At 38.4% G+C, this 19254-nt stretch carries 15 protein-coding genes and 1 tRNA gene; 4 read left to right on the forward strand and 12 right to left on the reverse strand.

What is annotated here, in order from left to right; all coding sequences use genetic code 11:
- Positions 1-201: 201 nt before the first annotated feature.
- Positions 202-2649: a helicase C-terminal domain-containing protein gene (locus Q0N70_RS04790; RefSeq protein WP_294014377.1), complete on the forward strand. Its 2448-nt coding sequence runs from the start codon at positions 202-204 to the stop codon at positions 2647-2649.
- Between the two features lie 3 nt (positions 2650-2652).
- On the opposite strand, the gene Q0N70_RS04795 is transcribed toward Q0N70_RS04790, so the two are convergent.
- A complete protein-coding gene (locus Q0N70_RS04795; protein WP_294014379.1) occupies positions 2653-3363 on the reverse strand; it encodes a Bax inhibitor-1/YccA family protein in 711 nt (236 codons plus the stop codon).
- Between the two features lie 148 nt (positions 3364-3511).
- Here Q0N70_RS04795 and Q0N70_RS04800 point away from each other — a divergent pair, with 148 nt between their 5' ends.
- Positions 3512-4135, forward strand: coding sequence for a hypothetical protein (locus Q0N70_RS04800; protein WP_294014381.1), 624 nt, complete (start codon positions 3512-3514; stop codon positions 4133-4135).
- 8 nt (positions 4136-4143) lie between these two features.
- On the forward strand, positions 4144-5121 hold the full coding sequence (locus Q0N70_RS04805) for a hypothetical protein (RefSeq protein WP_294014383.1): 978 nt from the start codon (positions 4144-4146) through the stop codon (positions 5119-5121).
- Between the two features lie 45 nt (positions 5122-5166).
- Here Q0N70_RS04805 and Q0N70_RS04810 read toward each other — a convergent pair whose 3' ends face one another.
- From Q0N70_RS04810 to Q0N70_RS04840, 7 genes are read right to left on the reverse strand one after another with little or no spacing between them, the layout of a single operon-like run.
- Entirely contained in the window at positions 5167-6264 is a 1098-nt protein-coding gene (locus Q0N70_RS04810; protein WP_294014385.1) for an AI-2E family transporter, read from the reverse strand.
- A 17-nt stretch (positions 6265-6281) separates the two neighbouring features.
- The gene (gene serS, locus Q0N70_RS04815) at positions 6282-7619 is read right to left on the reverse strand and encodes a serine--tRNA ligase (protein WP_294014387.1); all 1338 of its coding nucleotides are present in this window, start codon (positions 7617-7619) and stop codon (positions 6282-6284) included.
- A gap of 32 nt (positions 7620-7651) precedes the next feature.
- A complete protein-coding gene (locus tag Q0N70_RS04820; RefSeq protein ID WP_294014389.1) occupies positions 7652-8347 on the reverse strand; it encodes an SIMPL domain-containing protein in 696 nt (231 codons plus the stop codon).
- Positions 8348-8362: 15 nt separating this feature from the next.
- Entirely contained in the window at positions 8363-9856 is a 1494-nt protein-coding gene (locus tag Q0N70_RS04825) for a hypothetical protein (protein ID WP_294014391.1), read from the reverse strand.
- Positions 9853-10224: a hypothetical protein gene (locus Q0N70_RS04830; protein ID WP_294014393.1), complete on the reverse strand. Its 372-nt coding sequence runs from the start codon at positions 10222-10224 to the stop codon at positions 9853-9855. The genes Q0N70_RS04825 and Q0N70_RS04830 overlap by 4 nt, the downstream gene beginning before the upstream one ends.
- A complete protein-coding gene (locus Q0N70_RS04835; protein ID WP_294014395.1) occupies positions 10221-13175 on the reverse strand; it encodes an AAA family ATPase in 2955 nt (984 codons plus the stop codon). The genes Q0N70_RS04830 and Q0N70_RS04835 overlap by 4 nt, the downstream gene beginning before the upstream one ends.
- A 55-nt stretch (positions 13176-13230) precedes the next feature.
- Positions 13231-14397 carry a DEAD/DEAH box helicase gene (locus tag Q0N70_RS04840; protein ID WP_294014397.1) on the reverse strand — a complete coding sequence of 389 codons (1167 nt, stop codon included), beginning with the start codon at positions 14395-14397 and terminating at the stop codon, positions 13231-13233.
- 48 nt (positions 14398-14445) lie between these two features.
- On the opposite strand from Q0N70_RS04840, the gene Q0N70_RS04845 reads away from it, so the two are divergent.
- A complete protein-coding gene (locus tag Q0N70_RS04845) occupies positions 14446-15564 on the forward strand; it encodes a glycosyltransferase family 1 protein (protein WP_294014399.1) in 1119 nt (372 codons plus the stop codon).
- A 50-nt stretch (positions 15565-15614) separates the two neighbouring features.
- On the opposite strand, the gene clpX is transcribed toward Q0N70_RS04845, so the two are convergent.
- From clpX to Q0N70_RS04865, 4 genes are all read right to left on the reverse strand, one after another.
- Positions 15615-16877: an ATP-dependent Clp protease ATP-binding subunit ClpX gene (clpX, locus tag Q0N70_RS04850; RefSeq protein WP_294014401.1), complete on the reverse strand. Its 1263-nt coding sequence runs from the start codon at positions 16875-16877 to the stop codon at positions 15615-15617.
- Complete coding sequence (gene clpP / locus Q0N70_RS04855; protein WP_294014403.1) at positions 16877-17488, reverse strand: ATP-dependent Clp endopeptidase proteolytic subunit ClpP; 612 nt, start codon at positions 17486-17488, stop codon at positions 16877-16879. Before clpP ends, clpX begins: the two co-directional genes overlap by 1 nt.
- 86 nt (positions 17489-17574) lie before the next feature.
- Positions 17575-18945: a trigger factor gene (gene tig, locus Q0N70_RS04860; protein ID WP_294014405.1), complete on the reverse strand. Its 1371-nt coding sequence runs from the start codon at positions 18943-18945 to the stop codon at positions 17575-17577.
- Positions 18946-19080: 135 nt separating this feature from the next.
- Positions 19081-19152 (reverse strand) — tRNA-Gly (locus Q0N70_RS04865).
- Positions 19153-19254: the final 102 nt, after the last annotated feature.

A 19254-nucleotide genomic window follows, 5' to 3' on the forward strand; every position in this document is an offset into this window, starting at 1 on the left:
ACATTCAAATTATATTATAACACAAAAAAATATACCTGTTAATGAAAATAAAAACGAAAACTGCCTTTTAAGCCCGAATTTGACGATTTTTCAATTTTCTTGTGAAATTTGTAACAACTTACAGAAAATATTGTGATTTTATTCACATATAAAATTTGCTTGTTGAACATTTTTTTCTTTCAATCTAAAATACCGCTGATTATGGAAGCCTTGAAAAGATTCAGCCAAAATGCAATTGATGCTATGCGCTCTGATATTGAAGACGCAGACGGAAACGAAGTTTTTTGGGCTGGAAAAATAAATTTGGAAGGCATTGTTGTTTCTGTTCAGGCTGGTTCCCGCGGAAACGAAAATTCCGTAGTTGTAAATAAAAATGCTGCAAGAGAAGGAAATGTCATAATTCATAATCACCCAAGCGGAAACCTTTCTCCTAGCGAGGCAGACCAAAATATTGCCTACAATGCTTCTGACACTTCGCTTGGATTTTACATAGTTGACAATGAAGTTTCCCGGGTTTATGTGGTTGTGGAGCCTGTAAAGCCTAAAAAAATTGAGCTTTTGAATGAGGAAGAAACTGCATTTTTTCTTTCAAGCCAAGGTCCGTTTGCAAAATCCTATGGGAACTACGAAGAGCGTCCGTCTCAAATTTCACTTTCAAAAGAAATTGCGGCGTCATTTAATAAGGAAAAAATCGGCGTTTTTGAAGCTGGAACTGGAGTTGGAAAAAGTTTTGCGTATTTGATTCCAGCAATGCTTTGGTCGGTGAAAAACAAGGAATGCGTTGTTGTTTCCACGGGAACTATAAATCTTCAGCAGCAGCTTTTTGAAAAGGACATTCCGTTTGCTCAAAAATTAATAGGAAAAAAAATAAAGGCGGTGCTTTTAAAAGGCCGGCAAAACTACATCTGTCTTCGCAGGCTTTCAGAAGCGGAAAATGACAGAAGCCTTTTTAATGAAGAAATTGAAATTATTGACAAAATAAATGAGTGGGCAAAAACAAGCTCAACAGGAAGCAAAAGCGATCTTACATTTCTTCCATCTGAAAGCGTGTGGTCAAAAGTCAACAGCGAAAGCGATGCTTGTCTTGGCGGAAGATGTCCGTTCAGGGAAACCTGCTTTGTGATGAAAGTCCGCAATGAAGCTGCCAGCGCAAACATAATAATTGTAAACCATCATCTTTTGTTTGCGGACATTGAAAGCAGAATGAGCGGAGCAGGCTACGACAATGCAGCCGTTTTGCCTCCTTACAGGCGGATTGTTTTTGACGAAGCCCATGGAATTGAAGACAGCGCGACTAGTTTTTTCAGTGAAATCATAACGCGTTTTAAAGTGATGAAGCAGGTAAATCTTTTGTTCAGAACTTTTAGAAGCTCAAACACAGGTTTCCTTGTTCAGGCTGCCGCATTTTCTTCCGCTGATGACTGTATGGAACGTGCGCCGGTTCTTGTCAATGGAATAAAAGATTCTCTTTTGGAACTTGATCAGGTTTCAATTCTTGAGCTTGATGAAAATTTCAATGCAAGAATCCACAGTGCAAACTCTCAGAAATTCGGTGGAACTTTTAATGCGCTTTCAAAACTGAAATCTGCAATTTCTGCATTTAACAATCTTGTGCGTGAAGTATTGGAAAAAATCGATGACAAGGATTCAGAAGTTCCGGCAGTTTGGGAAGCAAAAACCGTTCTGCGCCGTCTTGAATCTTTGGCGGCCTTGTGCGGAAATTTTTTGCTTTGGGAAGAAAAAGAAGACACTGTTTTTTGGCTTCAGAAAGTGAAAATTCCTCCGAAAGTCCCCGGTGAAGATTTTGTGACTTTTGTTCAGTTTATTCAGACTCCGCTGGACATTGCGCCTTTGATGAACTCTGGAGTTTTTGAACCGATGAAAACTGTTGTCTGCACAAGCGCGACTTTGCAGATTGACAGAAATTTTGGTTACTGGACTCGCCGTGTTGGAATTTCTTTTGCAGAGCCTGAGCGAGTAGCGCAGGACAGTTTTGATTCCCCGTTCCCATACAAAGAAAATGTCTTGTTCGCAGTTCCGAATGACGCGCCATTCCCAGACAGCTCGTATTTTCAAACCTTTGTTGAAGATGCAGTTCCAAAACTTATTTTGGCTGCAGGTGGAAAAACTCTTGTTCTTTTTACTTCCTATGACAGCCTGAAATTTACATTCAATGCAAGCCGGAATATTCTTTCTGAAAACGGAATTGAAGTTTTTAAGCAGGGCGATGAAGACAGATTCAGGCTTCTTGAAAAATTCAAAAAAGACACAAACAGCGTTTTATTTGCAACCGACAGTTTTTGGGAAGGTGTTGATGTTCCTGGAAGCAGCCTTAGCCAAGTTATAATTGTGAAGCTTCCGTTTGCAGTTCCGAATGATCCAGTTTTTTCAGCAAGAAGTGAAGCGCTTGAAAAGAAGGGCGGAAATCCTTTTATGCAGCTAAGCCTTCCACAGGCTGTAATAAAATTCAGGCAGGGTTTCGGACGGCTTGTTAGGCGCGCTGATGACAAAGGCATTGTTGTTGTTTTAGACCGCCGCATAGTCGAAAAAAAATACGGCGGAATTTTTACACGGAGCGTGCCGATGACAAAAAGAATGTATTCGCCTTTGGATGCCATTCTGCACGCCGTTGAAATTTTTTTTAATTGAAACTTATTTGCGATTTCCAAAAAGCCTTAAAAGCGAAAGGAAAATGTTTATAAAGTCAAGGTAAAGTTCAAGCGCGCCATAAATCGCGATTTTCTTGAATGAATCTGAGCTGTCCGCCCTTGAAGAAATGCGCATAATTTTCTGTGAATCATAAGCTGTAAGTCCAGTAAACACAACTACAGACGCAACAGAAATCAGCCAATCGAACATTGTGCTTCCGGCTCCAAAAAGGAATAAAATTCCGTTCAGCAGAGAAGCTATAATAATTCCGATTAAAGCCATCATAAGGTAGCGTCCGGCTGTTGTAAGATCCGATTTTGTCTTAATGCCGTAAAGCGACATTCCAAAAAACATTGCCGCTGCGGAAACAAAGCAGACTGCGATTGAGCTTGTTGTGTATGTAAAGAAAATTGTAGAAATTGTAAGTCCGTTTAAAGCTGAATACAAAATGAACAAAAGCTTTGCGTTTGCTACAGAAATTTTTCTGATTGAAGAAGTAAGACCGACTACAAGACCGATCTCCGCAATGCAAAGAATGATAAGTCCCATTCCGCCTGTTGCCTTCAAAATAGAAATAATCAGACCTGATTCTGCTGCGAAAAATGAAACTGCCGCGCTTACAAGAAGAGCGATTCCCATCCATAAATAAGTTCTTGTTAGAAAAAGTTTCCTTTCAGCTTCTGTTGGAGCATAAAATGCCATTTGATTTTCCATAGATTCCTCCGAAAATTTTTGTTTTTATAAATATAATATATTACACATAAAACCGCAAACTGTATTTTTTGTAACAGCGCATTTTTAGTTTGTTGAAAAAATATCTTTTCTTTTGCAAAAATCCCCATTATAATGTTCCTAAAAGAATATGATAAGAATTTTTTCAGCTGGAATTTTAATTATTGCATTTTTTGTTTCATGCGCGGCTTCTGTTGAAGAATCTGAAGTCAAAGATGAAACTTTAAAAAGTTCCGCAGAAAATTTTGAAAGAATCTCTTTATGGTCAAATGAAATTGAAGCTGATATTTTAAAAGAAAAATTGCCAGGCATAAAAAATGTTTCTTCCAAAACTGCATTGTCGCCGGCTTCTGTTGCTCTGGCTTTTATAGATTCAAAATCAGTTTTTCCAAATTTTAAGGATTCATTTGGCCTTGACATTTCTTCAATGGACAAAGAAGCTTTAAAAATTCTTGATTCATTTTTTTATTCATTTGAAAAAAACGAGGATTGTGAAAAATATTTTGAAGCTGAAAGTTTATATTCGCTTGTGATTTTTTTGCATGATTTTTCTGAAATAAAAGCGAATGTTTTAAATCATGTCGCGGGCGAGCCTTTTTTTTCTGATGGAATTTATCAATGCCCAGTAAGAATTTTTCTTAAATCAAATGATAAAAAAAATTCAAGCGCTGACATTTATGCTTATTTAAAAAAAATAGATCAGGAATGGAAAATTTTTCAGCTTGAAATTTTCAGCTGGAACAAAAATTCATAGGAGGAACGATGTCTGAAAACAAGGAGCTTACAAAAATAGAAAGGGAGCTTGTGCTTCAATATCTTATGGATGACAATGTTCCTCTGACAGTTACGCTTGAAAAAAAGCCGGAGCAAGCTGACGCGGAAATGATTGACGCAAAAATTCCTGTGCCGGAAAAAGAAAGCCGGATTCCTGCAAGCGCAGTTTTTCCTGTTGCGATTCCTTCTGAGCAAATAAAAGTTTTGAATCAGGGAATAATTCTTTTAAAAAATCCTGCGCGCACGGTTCTTCCGTTTTTGGGAAAACTTGTAAAAGTTCAGTTTTATTTTAATCATCTTGGGCTTTATTTTATCACAACGATGAAAGAATGTTCCCAGGGACTTGCAATTGTCATTCCTTCAAGCATAAAAAGAATTCCAGAAATTTTTTCAAAAAATGATTATGACTTTAGCGGAAAAATTTCTTACAAAGCGGAAAATTCTGTTGTTGAAATTGACTGCATTCCGATGAAAGGCTACAGAATTTTTTCTACTCCAAAGTGGTCTGAAATTCCAGAGGAAAATCAGCATGAAGCAAAATCGCTTCTTGAAAAATTTGTGCAGGAAGTAAAATCCGGGCAGGCAAATCCAATCGGAAACGGTATTCAGCTTTTGAGCATTGTCCGTTATCTTTCTGAAAAAAATATTTTTCCGCAAGAACCAGTGGAGGACAGAGTAAAGCCGTTTTTTATAATTTTTGCCGATGACAAAAGAATTGTGCTAGCCTGCGCTGAAAATTCTGAAAATCTTGATTCTGAATTAAAGTACAATCTTTCGCTTTTCTTTACGCTTTCAGAAAACAAGCTTTTAAAAAGAACAGTTCAAGTTGAATGTTCTGTTGAAAAAATTTATGAAAACGAAAATTCAAAAAATATAAAATGCATTGCCCTCAAATACGAAAACTTAAAAGAAGAAGATTCCAGATTTTTATATGAAAGAATCACTGGAAAAATTTTAGGCGAATAACATTAGAATGAATTTTAAAAGCCAGACATTTTTGAATCCGGCTGATTAATTTTTTCTATTGAAAAGCGAAAATTTTCTTTTTCTATTATTGAAATTTGTTTTGTTGCCCAAAAGAACTCCAATTGGATTTAGAATTTGAATATTTTCGCAGATGATTTTTATAATTACAAGAATCGGAACTGCAAGAATCATTCCTATGAATCCCCAAAGCCAGCCCCAAAGAGAAAGGCTTACAAGAATAAGAAATGGAGAAATTCCAAGGTCAGAACCTTCCCAGCGCGGCTCGATAATATTTCCGAGAATAAAATTGACCGCAAGCACAGCTATTCCAACATAAAGAATTTTTCCAAATGAAGGATAAAACTGCAGAACCGCAAATCCAGTTGTAAGCGCCCAGGAAAGAATGGAGCCGAATGTCGGTATGAAATTCAAAATGAACGCAAGAAATCCCCAGATAATTGCAAAGTCAAGTCCAATCATAAAGCAGAACAAAAACACAAGAAGTCCTGTGAAAAATGAAATCAAAAATTTTATGGAAATGTAGCGCGTTACTTCTGCAATTGTTTTGGTTATAATGAACATTATTTTTCTATTAAGATGCTCTTCCGGGAATGCGGTTTTTACTTTTTCTTTCATTCCGCGGATTTCAATTAAAAAGAAAACTATAAACAGCGCAATTACAAGTATGACTTTTGCAGTTGAAAACATATAGCTGCTTGCCGCCAATGCAAAATTCTGAACAAACGTTCTTACGCCCAATGAATTCCAAAGATTTATAATCAGCGACGAATTTTCATCAAAAGGAATGTGGAAAGCTTCCGCAATTAAACTGTAGACAGTTGTGAATCTTGCTTCATATTTTGGATAAGCATTTAAAACTGTCCGGCAGCTTGCAACCAAAAGGTTTCCGATTATAAAAAAAGCCGCCGCCGCTAAAATCACAACTAGAATTATTCCTACAATCCACGGAACATGAAATTTTGTAAGGTTCTTTACAAATGGATAAAAAACAAACGAAAGCATCAACGCAAGCGTGAGCGGAATAAAAAATGAAGATGTGATTTTTAGAATAACAGTCGCCAAAATTATGGAAGCAAAGAGTAAAATGTAAAAAATGCCTTTTGAATAATTTTTGTCTTCCATAATTTGACTTCCTATTTTTATTTTTTGATTGTTTTGTAAACTGGAGATGCTACGTCTGTTTTTGGTCCGATTTTGTCGAATCCGCAGTAAGGAACAAGAACTTCTGGAATCGTTACAGAGCCATCTTCATTTTGATAATTTTCAAGAATTGAAAGCATTGCTCTTCCAACTGCAACAGCTGTTCCATTAAGCATATGAACGTATTTATTTTTTCCATCATCGTCATGGTATTTTACATTCAGTCTGCGTGCCTGATAATCTGTGCAGTTTGAAGTTGAAGTTACTTCGCCGTAATCTCCGTCTGGATGATTTTCGTCAGCGCGTCCTGGCATCCAAGCTTCCAAGTCCCACTTTCTGTAAGCAGGCGCGCCCAAATCTCCAGTGCAAGTATCAACAACACGGAACGGAAGTCCAAGTCCGCTGAAAATTTCTTCTTCAATCAAGCGGAGCTTTTCGTGAAGAGAATCGCTTTGCTCTGGAAGACAGTAGACAAACATTTCAACTTTATCAAACTGATGAACTCTGTAAAGGCCTTTGCTGAATTGTCCAGCAGCTCCTGCTTCGCGTCTAAAGCAATGAGAAAGTCCGCAGTACATAAGCGGAAGTTTTGACTTGTCAAGAATTTCTCCTGAATGATAGCCGCCGAGTGTTATTTCTGCAGTTGCAACAAGGCACGTTCCTTCGTCTTCAATTGCATAAACATTGCTTTCGTTTCCGCGCGGATTAAATCCAATTCCTTTTAGAACTTCTTCACGCGCAATGTCTGGAGTTATAAATGTTGTAAATCCGTGCTTGCGCAAAATATTAAGGGCATACATTATAAGCGCCTGCTCAAGAAAAACAGCTTCGTTTTTAAGGTAATAAAATTTTGCACCTGAAACTTTTGTTCCGCGCTCAAAGTCAATCAAATCCAGCGACTCGCCAAGCTCAACATGGCTTTTTGGCTTGAAGTCGAATTTTCTTGGCTGGCCAACTTTTTTTACTTCAAGATTTTCTGTGTCAACTTTTCCAACTGGAACTTCTGGATTTGCCATGTTTGGAATCTGGCGTCCGGCCTCTTCAAGTTTTACTTCGAGTTCAGAAAGTTTTGCTTCCGCAGAAGAAACTGCGTCCTTTATGATTTTTCCTTCTTCAATATATTTTGTCCTTGTTTCAGAATCAAGTTTTTGTTTCATTGCCGCAGCATTTGCATTTCTTTTTTGCTGAAGATTCTGCAGCTCCGTTGTAAGAGCAGTGCGTTCATCAAAAAGCTTTACTACTAAATCTGCATCAGCTTTTGCAGGATCCATGTTGCGGTCTATGATATTTTTCTTTACTGCTTCAAGATTGTCTTTAATAAATCTGTAGTCCAACATTTTTTGCCTCTATAAAATAAAATATAATCAGTTTACTGAATTTCGTAAACTACTTCAACATTTACAGAAATGGAAGTTTTTCCTCCTGAAACTGGAGTGGAGCTGCCTTCCATTTTTGCCGCATATAAAACTGTGTTCGATATTCCTTCTGTGATTGCCGGACGTTCTTTTATTGAAATGATTTTTCCAACTGAACATCCGCTTGTGCTTGCAAGTGTAACCGCCTTTTGTTCAGCATCACGCAACGCAAGAATTCTAGCCTGTTTTTCTGCATCTGAAGTTTCTCCTGCTGAAAAAGATATTGAATTAAACTGATTTGCGCCCGCCTTTACAGCTCCGTCAATTATCTGTCCAGTTTTTTCAATTGAAGAAATCAAAATATTTATGCTGTTTGAAACTACGTATTGTCCGAGGATCGTCCGTCCGTTTGAATACGAAGTTTCCTGCTGAATATAAAATGACGAAGTTGAAATATTTTCTTTTCCGATTCCAAGAGTTTCTAGCGAATTTCTTACAGCTTCCATTTTCTTGGCATTGTCTTCGGTTGCTGCTAGAACACTTGAATTTCTTGTTACAACAGAAAGCGAGATTACGGCTTTTTCATTGTCAAGTTTTACAGTTCCTTTTCCTGTTACTGAAATTGTTCTAGGCTCATTTTTTTCTGCGTTGAAATTACATGAAGTAAACGCAAAAAGAACAAAAACTGCTAATGCTAAAATTTTTTTCATTTTGTTTCTCCAAAATTATCTTATATTGAAATAAAATTTTTTTAAGTATGTAACCCGTTCGCTGGCTTTTTTCCAGACTGAACTTTGCGGATAACGGCGGACAATTGTTTCATAATTATCAAGCGCATTTTTTATGTTTCGTTCTGAGGAATTCGATTCGAAAATCTGCGCCTGAAGAAAAAGCCCCTCGTCAATTCTTGAGTCTGCTTTTTCAAAAAAACTTTCAAGGCAAGCAAGTGAGTCTTTATATTTTTTTGAATTGAAATTTTCCTGCGCGGCTTTTAAAAGCTCGTCAGCAGAAGAATCCGATGAATTATTTTTTTCTATTGAAGAAATTTCCTGCGAAGGTGAAACTTCATTGCCAGAAGAAATTTCACTGGAAGTTTGAACCGATGGTTTTTCAGTTTCAAAATCATTCTTGCTAGCTGCTTTTTCTTCTGGAATTTTTGGAGAATTTTCAGAAACTTCATTTTTGGGATTTGAAATTTCTGGACTTGAAATTTTTTCTTGAGTTGAATTTTTTTGCGATGGCGGAACAAGAGAAGAATAGTCAGGTGCTAAAATTCTTTCAGCTGAATAATTTCTTCCTTTTATTTCAACTTCCAAATAGTCATCGATATAAGCGCCTGTAAGCTGGTCATTTTTGTAAAAATGAAGAATTGTTTTTCCTTCTTCTCTGGAACGCAAACTGAACGAAGTATCTTTATCTCCGATTTTCCGACCGAAGTAGCGCATCAAATTTTTTTCATCTTCTTCGCCAAGATAAATCCAGCCTTTTCCAGGATAAACGATGTCCAAGTATTGGCTGTTTTTCATTGAAACTGAACGCGATGGAATTACAGGAACTTTTTCAGGTTCTGTTTTTTCTTCTTCTTGTGAAGTTGATTCTGCGGAATTTTCTTCAACATTTGTTTCTGGATTTTGGATTTCCGGCTGCGAAATTATTTCTTCTGAATTTTCTGCATTTGGAATTTCAGTTTTTGAATTTTCATTTTCTATTATAACTTCTGGCTTTTTTTCAGCAGAAAGTTCTGGTTGTTCAGTTTGAATTTCTTCTGCTGCATTTTCGCCACTTGGAATTTCAGGCGATGCAGGTTCTTCTTTTTCAGGCTCGGACTTTTCTTCTTGAATTTTTTCTTCCGGCGGAACAAGAGGAATTTCTTCTGTTTCTTCAATCGGTTCTATGATTTCCTGCTTTTCAAGAAAAACTGGTTCCGGGTCGCTTTCATAATATCCTTGAATATCTTCAATCGGCTCAAGCTTTATTTCTTCCTGAATTTTTTCTTCTGGCACCGGAGGATTTTCGTCAGCTGAATTTTTTTCTGGCTGAATTTCTTCTTTTGAAAGTTCAGGATTTTGTTCTTGAGAATTTTCTATTTCTTGCGCTTGATTTTCTTCAGCAATATTTTCTGATTCTAAAGGCAAAGTCTCTGCTGTATTTTCTTTTGGGGATGAGGCGCATGAGAAAAATAAAAATGTAAAAAACAAAGCTAAAAAAAATTTTATCACGGAGCTGCTCCTAAAATTTCATTTGCAATTTTTTCATTTGATTTTCCAAGAGCTTCAACATTTTCCTTTGAAGGAACAGAAAACCATCTGTCGAATTCGTCTTTGCTCCAAGTAGAATTTTGTTCTCTTGAAAAATAATAATCTTCAGTTAAAGAATCATCTTTTGGCGGAAAAAAATCTTCAACTGCCGAAAAAGGAATTTGCTCTGGAAAAACAAAAATTTCCTGTTTTTTTTTCTCTTGAAAAATTCCTGATACAAAAGCGAAAACTGCAAGAACAACAAGAAGAATTGTTATTCCCGCTGTAATCTTTGTGTTTTCCCGGAGAAAATTTTGCAGATTTTCCTTTACAATTTCAAAGAAATTCATTGCTGGCTGATATTTTCCTCTGGTTCAGTTTTCGCATCAGTTTTTAAAGTTCCGTCTGGATTGTGCTCTCTTCTTGGAGGACGCGGCGGAATTACAATTCCTTCTTCCGGCTGAACTTCTTCTTCCACAAAATCTGACTGGTCGTTAAACACAATGTTTCCGTTCATGGTGTCTTCGTCAAGGCGAACTTGCAGAACTTTTGTGATTCCAGATTCTTCCATTGTAACGCCAAGCATTGTTGATGCGCCCATTACAGTTTTCCTGTTGTGCGTGATTACAATGTACTGGCTTATGTTTCCAAACGCGCGCAATGTGCTTACAAAACTTGCAACGTTTTTGTCATCAAGAGCCGCGTCAATTTCGTCCAAAAGGCAAAACGGGCTAGGGCGGACTTGGTAAGTTGCAAAGAGAAGCGCGACTGCTGTCATTGTTTTTTCACCGCCAGAAAGAAGTGAAATATTTACAAGTTTTTTTCCAGGCGGCTGGGCAAGAATTTCAACACCGCTCGAAAGAACATTTGCCGGATCAACAAGCCTAAGTTCAGCCCGTCCTCCGTTCATAAGTCTGCGGAACATATTGTGGAAATTTTTTCGAATCTTATTATATGTGTCCAAAAACATTTCAGAAGATTTTGTCCGGATTTCTTCACTTACACGGACGAGATTTTCCAAAGTTTTTTGCGTGTCGTTGTAGTTTGCCTGCTGGCGTTCGTAGCGTTCTTTTTCTTCTGCAAACTGCTCAATCGCCATTAAGTTCGGAGTTCCAAGTTCCTGAATTTTTTGCTTCACCTGCGACAATTTTTCTTTTAAAGCTGGAACTGGAGTTGTTATTGTGTACATCCGCTCTTCAAATTCCATCAGGTCGCGTGAAAAATTTTCTTGGAAATTTTGCTTCACATTTCTGATTTCAGTGTCGTACTGCGCAATTCCAACGCTGAACTTTTCAAGCTGGCTTTGATATTTGTTCCGCTCTTCTTGTTTTTTCTGAAGCGCGTTTTGCTTTCCGCTTACCTGGCTGTTGCATTCTGAAATTTGCTTGTCCAAGTCATTCAGTTCTGCTGTGATTTTTTGTCCTTGAGCTTCAAGTTCCGCAATCGATTCTTCAGTTTCTTGAAGTTGCTCCTCGTTTTCTTCCCGGCGTTTGTTTTCCTCAAAAAGCTCATTCTGCTGTTCCCGGAGCGAAGTTTCTTCAGAAGCCAAAGTTTTCCGCAAAGTTGAAATCTGCTGCTCGCACGAAGTTATTTGCTGAGCCATCTGCGCCTGGTTTATTTTTAATTTTGAAAGAGTGTCTTTGTATTCATCAATTTTTTTGTTAAGCGCATTGTTTTTTGAAGAGAGTTCCGCGCTTTCATTTTTTATTGAATCGATTGTAGCAAGATTCTGCTGAATTGAAGAGTCGATTCCGCGTTTTTTTGTGATAATTCCTTCTGGCGAAAGAAAATCGTCAATGAACTGCGGTGTTGTTTTTGTATATTCTGAAATTGACTGAGAAAGCTCCTCAAGCATCCGCAAAATTTCTGTAAATGCCGCAACCGCATCAGTTCCCATCTGCGCAGAATCTTTTTCAGAATGAGAAGGAAGCGAAGAAAAATCCTTGAAAATATTTGCGCGCCCGTTCGCATAAATTTTGATTTTTTCAAGTGCTGTATCAAGAGCTTCTTTTGCTTTTTTATTTGAAGTGCTTGAATAGCCTGCGTCCTTTAATTTTGCGTCAAGTTCTGTAACAATGTCTTCGGTTATTGACGTAAGCTGTTTTTGCAGTTCCGCGCGCTCTGAATCAAGATTGTTGATTTTTCCAGAATTTGTATTTATGAGCCTTAAATTTTCTTCAATCTGACTTGAAGACTGACGGATATTTTCAGAAAAATTTTCAACATTTTTATTTATATCTGAAAGCTGCTTGTGTTTTTCGTGAAGCTCCGCATTCTGGCTGTCAATTTCTTCATTGTATTCATCAATTCGCTCTTCAATATTTTTTATGCGGTTTTCAATTTGCCCGATTTTTTCTTTCATCTGGCTTTGATGCTCGTGAAGCTGCCGCGCCATTGCTTTTTTTCCGGTTTGCTCCGCGCTGATTTTTATTACAAGCTGCTGTTTTGTGTTTACTTGCTCCTGAAGCTCTTTTACTTTGTCCGTGTTGACTTGGAGCGTATTTAAAATTTCCTCAATTTCATTTGCCGCGGAATTTCTTTTTTCTTCGGCTTCTTTTCTGTTCTGCTCGTGGCGCGCTTTGTTCTGCGTAAAATCCTTTAGCTTTAAAAGCTGAATGTCAAGCTCGCATTCAAATTTTTCATCTTGAAGTTTTCTGTATTTTGCAGTTTTTTCAGCCTGAACTTTTAAAGTCTCGTAGCTGCGTTTTGTTTCTGCAAGTCCAATATCAATTTGAGCCAGATTCGCCCTTGTTTTTTCAAGTTCACGTTCCGCATCTGCAACTTCTGCCTTTGAACGGCTGATTCCTGCTGCTTCCTCAAAAAGGTAGCGTCTGTCTTCCGGCTTGCTTGAAAGAATCTGATCGATTTTTCCCTGCTCCATGACAGAATAGGCGGCTTTTCCGACTCCAGTGTCCATAAAAAGCTTGCGGATTGAAGAAGCTCCAACTTGATTTGAATTTATAAAATATTCGTTTTCGCCGTTGCGATAAAGCCTGCGTTTTATTGCAATTTCAGAATCTTCAAGCGGAAGAAGCCCGTTTTCATTTGCAATTGTCAGTGTAACTTCCGCCATTGAAAGAGCCGAACGAGTTTCTGTTCCGTTGAAAATTACGTCTTCCATTGATTCGGCGCGAAGATTTTTTGAGCGGTTTTCTGCGAGAACCCATTTTATTGCATCAACAACGTTGCTTTTTCCGCAGCCATTCGGACCAAGCAGGGCAGTAATTCCGTCGGCAAAATTTATATGAGTTCGGTCGGCAAATGACTTAAAACCGAATATTTCAAGACTTTTTAAAAACACAGGAATTTCCTCAATTTAAAATGTTTTTCTATTATAGCGAAACGGCCTTTGAGCCTCAAGTATTAAAGGAATTTGGATCGACAACGTTACCTTTATAAAGCATTTTTGGAAAAACTTTTATTTTCAGTTTTTTTTCAAGGCGGGCATAGTTTTCCATTTCCCAGGCATCTCCAATAACGCAGTTTATTCCAGTTGCTCCGGCTCTTGCGGTTCTTCCTGCGCGGTGAATAAAAAAGTCTTCTTTTTCCGGCAAATCCATTTGAACAACATGGGTTATGCCTTCTATGTCAAGTCCTCTGGAAGCGAGGTCTGTTGTAATAAGAATTTTCGCTTTTCCGCTTCTGAATCTGTCGATTGCGGATTTTCTGTCAACCTTGTTTGTTTTTCCGCATAAAGTTTCACAGTCGATTTTTTTGAATCTTAGTTTTGAAGCGATGTTTTCAATCTGGTCGGATTTTGAAGTGAAAACAAGAAGTTTTTTTGGCTTTTCTGCATTTATGAAGCTTCTTAGAGTGTCAATTTTGTCTCTTCGTTCTGAAAAGATTGCCCAATGCGAAATTTGCTTTCTAAGAACATTTTCCATCGGCAGCGCAACAAAAAGAATTGCGTTTTCCTTTTCATCATTTAAAATTCCGTTTCTTGCTTTTTGAAGGATTTCACGCGTATATTTGCTTACAGTGGCGGAATTTCCTATAAGCTGAACTGATTTCGGAAGTCGCTCCATAAGATCTTTTGTGCTGTCTCTGAGTTCCGGGCTTAAAAGCCGGTCAGCTTCGTCAAGAACAAGAGTTTCAATTCCGTCAGCCTTAAGTTTTTTTAAATGAATCAGCTCAAGAAGCCGCGCAGGACCTCCAATTACAATTTCAGGTTTTTCCTTTAAAAGCTCGATTTGCCTTGAAATTGGAGCACCTCCAATCAGCAGGGCGCATTTTATTCCGCTGATTTTCTGCACCTGAACTTTTATCTGGGAAGCAAGCTCGTAAGTCGGGGAGGCAATCATAAGACGCGCCATTCTTTTTTCTGTGGAATTCAAACGGCTCAATAGCGGAAGCAAATATGCGAAAGTTTTTCCAGTTCCTGTTTCGCTTTGGAACATTATATTTTTTCCTTCTGAAATGAGCGGAATTATTTTTTTCTGTACTTCTGTAGGTTCAGTTATGCCGATTTCTTCAAGCTTTGAAACAATTGATTCGTCAACTTTTAGTTCTAAAAATTTGTCCATGAATAAAATATAGCATATTTTTAAAGTTTTGTGATATACTATATAGATATGAAAATTGGAATTGATACATTTGGTTGCGATCACGGAAAATCTGGGCTTGGCTCATACCTTATGTCTTTTATAAACAATCTTCCTGCTGAAAATGAATTTGAGTTTGAACTTTTCGGAGAGGAAATTGACAGATATACTTATAACGTAAACCGCGATGTTCCTTTTTCTAGCATTGGAATAAAACCGACTTCGGGCGCAATCCGGCTTTGGCATTATTTGTCTGCGAACCGGTTTATAAAAAAATCAGGCTATGATGCGGTTGTTTTTCCAGCTGGAGCAAGACTTATTCCTTCAAAATTTAAAGTTCCAGGCATTGCAATTGTAAATGACATTCCGGGAAATATTTTTAAGAATGAAAACTTGCTTGCCCAAAAGCACATAAAAGCCGGACTTTCAAATGCTGACTGCGTAATTGTTCCGAGTATGTTTGTAAAGAAAAATCTTGAGCGTTCAGGACTGAAATGCCGACGCATAGAAATTGTCCACAACGGAATTGACCACAGCAGTTTTTTCCCAGTTGATTCTCTTGGAATTGAAAGTGAAGTCGCGGATATAAAGCCGTTCGCAATAAAAAAGCCTTATATAATTTATGCGAGCCGTATGCAAAGTCCTGAAAAAAAGCATATAGAGCTTATAAAAGCATTTTCGCTGTTCAAGAAAAAAACTAATTTGCCTCATAGACTTGTCATTGCAGGAAGCGACGGACCATATAGTGATGAAGTTCACAAGGCTGCGTTTGAATCTTCAGCTGCAAGCGATATTTTTATAACCGGATATTTTCCGCATGAAAGTTTTCCTGAGCTATATAGAAATTCTGAAGCCTGCGTTTTTCCTTCTGTGAATGAAGGAGCAGGGCTGCCTATTCTTGAAGCTATGGCGACTGGAATTCCCGTTGCCTGCGCAAAAGCCGGAGCTCTCCCAGAAGTTGCAGGAAACAATGCCCTTTTCTTTGATAGCGATAATATAGAAGAATTTGCTTCGTGCATAGAAAAAATAACAACAGATGAAAGTTTCAGAAAAAAAATATCAGCAAGCGCGCTTGCCTGGTCAAAAAGATTTTCTTGGGAAAAATGCGTGCTTGAAACTTTGGAAATAATAAAAAGCGTTTTAAAATAAAAAAAGGAGCTTCCGTCAGCTATTGCATTTTGAAAGCTCCTTTCATTTTTTTAAGCTGTCTTTTGTTCAATCAAAAGAGATTCCGCAGTTGGAAGTTCTTTTTGATTCACAATATCTTTTGTGATTACAAGTTTCTTTTTGCCTTTTACGCTCGGAACTTCGTACATAAGGTCAAGCAGAATGTGCTCAACAATTGCTCTTAGTCCGCGCGCGCCGGTTTTGCTTCTTATTGCCATTTCTGCAATCTGATCAATCGCTTCATCATCAAAAGAAAGCTCTACATCGTCTATTGCAAAAATAGCCTGAAACTGCTTTGTTATTGCATTTTTTGGCTCTACAAGAATTCTCTTTAAATCTTCCTTGTTAAGTTCCTTCAAAGCGCAAGTCATTGGAAGACGGCCGATGATTTCTGGTATAAGGCCGAATTTCACCAAGTCGTCGCTTGTAACCTGATTCAAAAGCTCCATTCGCTCTTCGTTTGTTCTATGAGTTCCTTCTGCCCCGAATCCGATTGAAGCTGTTGAAAGCCGCTGCTCAATTATCTTGTCAAGTCCGACAAAAGCTCCGCCGCAAATAAACAGAATATTTGTAGTGTCAATGTCGATCATTTCCTGGTTCGGGTGCTTTCTTCCGCCCTGAGGAGGAACTGACGCATGTGTTCCTTCAAGAATCTTTAAAAGCGCCTGCTGAACTCCTTCCCCGGAAACATCGCGTGTAATTGAAGTATTTTCGCTTTTTCTTCCGATTTTATCGATTTCGTCAATGAAAATAATTCCGCGTTCCGCAGCCGCAATATCTCCGTCCGCAGCATTGATGAGCTTCAAAAGAACATTTTCAACGTCTTCACCAACGTATCCGGCTTCTGTAAGGGTAGTGGCATCCGCAATTGCAAACGGAACATTCAGTTTTTGCGCAAGTGTTTTTGCAAGAAGCGTTTTTCCTGAGCCAGTCGGTCCCAAAAGAAGAATATTCGATTTTTCAATTTTTACATCCATTGTAAGCTGCTGTTCCTTTGAAATTGAAAGCTGCTTGTAATGGTTGTATACTGCCACGGAAAGAACTTTTTTTGCATAATCCTGGCCAATAACGTACTGATCAAGGTACGCTTTGAATTCTTTTGGAGACGGAATTGCGCTCATGTCGATTGGAGCTATTGTGTGGGCTTCATTGTTTAAAATTGTCTGGCAAGTTGCAACACAATGCTCACAGATATAAATCATGTCATCTGGAGAGCTTACGACTCTTCTGTGTTCATCAGCAGGACGGCCGCAAAATGAGCATACCGGCTGATTGTTTCTGCCTAATCTGGCCATTATTGAACTCCTTTTTTCGCGCTGTTCATTATATGGTCAATTATGCCGTAATTTTTTGCATCTTCTGCCGGCATATAAAAATCACGCTCCATATCAGCTGCGATTTCTTCTTCTTTTTTTCCTGTCTGCATGGAAAGATATTTTATGCTGAGTTTTTTTAGGCGACCGATTTCTTTTGCCTGAATTGCAATGTCGCTTTCCTGACCTTGAGTTCCGCCCCAAGGCTGATGAATCATTACACGGCTAGAAGGAAGCGCGTACCTTTTTCCAATCGTTCCGCCTGCAAGAATAATAGCACCCATGCTTGCTGCCTGTCCCATGCAAATAGTCTGAATATCGCATCTTACATATTGCATAGTGTCATAAATTGCAAGTCCTGCTGTAACTGAACCGCCCGGACTGTTTATATACATGCTTATGTCTTTTTCCGGATTTTCGCTTTCTAGGTAGAGAATTTGCGCCACAATCAAATCTGCTGTTTCATCGCGAATTTCTCCATCAACAAAAATTATTCTGTCTTTCAAAAGCCTTGAATACAAGTCATAGGCACGCTCTCCGTTTCCGCTTCTTTCAATTACAGTCGGAACAAGAGTATTCATAAATTCATTCATTAAATTTTCCTCTGATGAATAGTGTAAACAAAAAAAACGGAATGGGCAACACTCCGTTTTTTTCTTATCGTCAGAAATTTTCTAAACTAGCGATTGTTTTTAAAAAGATCCGCAAACTCAACTTTGTCGCCTTTTGAAACTTTTACCTGCTTGTAAAGCTCATCGTAAAGTTTGTTTTCTTTTATTTCATCGATAATGTACTCTTTTGCACGTGCGTCTTTGTAGTGCTCTTTTACTTCATCAAGAGTTGAGCCGGATTCATCTGCGATTTTTGCAAATTCCGCTTCAACTTCCTCTGGAGTAACCGCAATGTTTTTCTCGCGGATAAGAGCGTCAACAATCAGGCGGCTTTTGAGCATTTTTTCAGCATCTCCAGTCCACTGTGTAAGCATATTTTCCTTTGACTGGCCAGAAGCTGAAATCATTTTTTCAAGCTGCTCTGGTGTTGTCTGGAACTGCTGAGCCATCATTCTCCAGCGGCTTTCCATTTCTGCCTGAACCATTGACTTTGGAAGCACAATAGGATTTTTTTCTACAAGCTGCTCAAGGAGGCTCTGCGATTTGAGTTCTGCAATTTTTCTATTTTTTGCACTTTCAAGACCTTTTGAAATATCCTTTTTAAGATCATCAAGTGTCTTGTATTTTTCGCTTACATCCTGCGCAAGCTCATCATCAAGGGCTGGAAGATTGCGGAGCTTGATAGCTTTTACAGTTACGCTGATTTTCTTTGTTTTTCCAGCAAGATCTTTGTTTTCATCTTTAGCATCATAAGTCTTAGAGATTTCTTTTGTCTCATCTTTTTTCATGCCAATGATTTCATCATCAATCTTGTAGATGTTTTCGCCTGTTCCAACTGTGAAAACAAAACCTTCGCGCTCGCTTCCGGAAACTGTAGCTCCAGAATCATCAAGCTCTTTGTAGTCGATTGTAACGATATTGTCTTTTTCAACAGGTTCGCCTTCTTTTTTGTCGATTACAACAGCATTTCTTTCCTGAATAGCTTTCAGTTCTTCGTTGAGCTCTTTTTCGCCAATTTCAACCTGTGGCTCTTTTACTTCGATTTTTGAAAAATCCTTTACTTCAACTGAAGGGAAAACGTCATAAACAACAGAGAATGTCAAATCCTTGTCTGTGCTGAATTCAGGAAGCTTGTCTCCGTCAAGACGTGGCTGAGTGTAGGGAAGGGGACGGATGTCTTTTGATTCTTCCTCTGCAAAAATCTGATTCAAAGATTCATCGATAAGATCTGCGAGAACTTCCTGCTTGAGGGAATCTCCATACTTCTGTTCAAGAACTTTTACAGGAACGTGTCCTTTGCGGAATCCTGGAAGCTGAACATTTTTTGCGTATTTAGAAATGTTTTTGTTGTATCCAGAAACAACGTCTTCTTTTGCAATTGTGGCAGTGAGTTTTACTGCTGAATTTTCAAGTTTGGAAATTTCCTTTGTTACCTTCACGTGGGAACCTCTCGATTATAAAATGCACCGGGTCAAGGCACGCTTCAATTAAAACCTTGACTCAGTCGTTTTTACAGTTTATTCAACTGTAAATAAAAAAGCGATTCAGAAAAAATCCAAATCGCTTCGTCGTCGAGCGGAAAACGGGAATCGAACCCGCAACATCGACCTTGGCAAGGTCGCGCTCTACCATTGAGCCATTTCCGCAAATTGCGTCGCAGCAACTGAATACAGCACTGCTTTTAATAATGTAAGAGCGGAAAACGGGAATCGAACCCGCAACATCGACCTTGGCAAGGTCGCGCTCTA

This window comes from uncultured Treponema sp. (genome assembly GCF_945873775.1).
Taxonomy (GTDB): Bacteria; Spirochaetota; Spirochaetia; order Treponematales; family Treponemataceae; genus Treponema_D.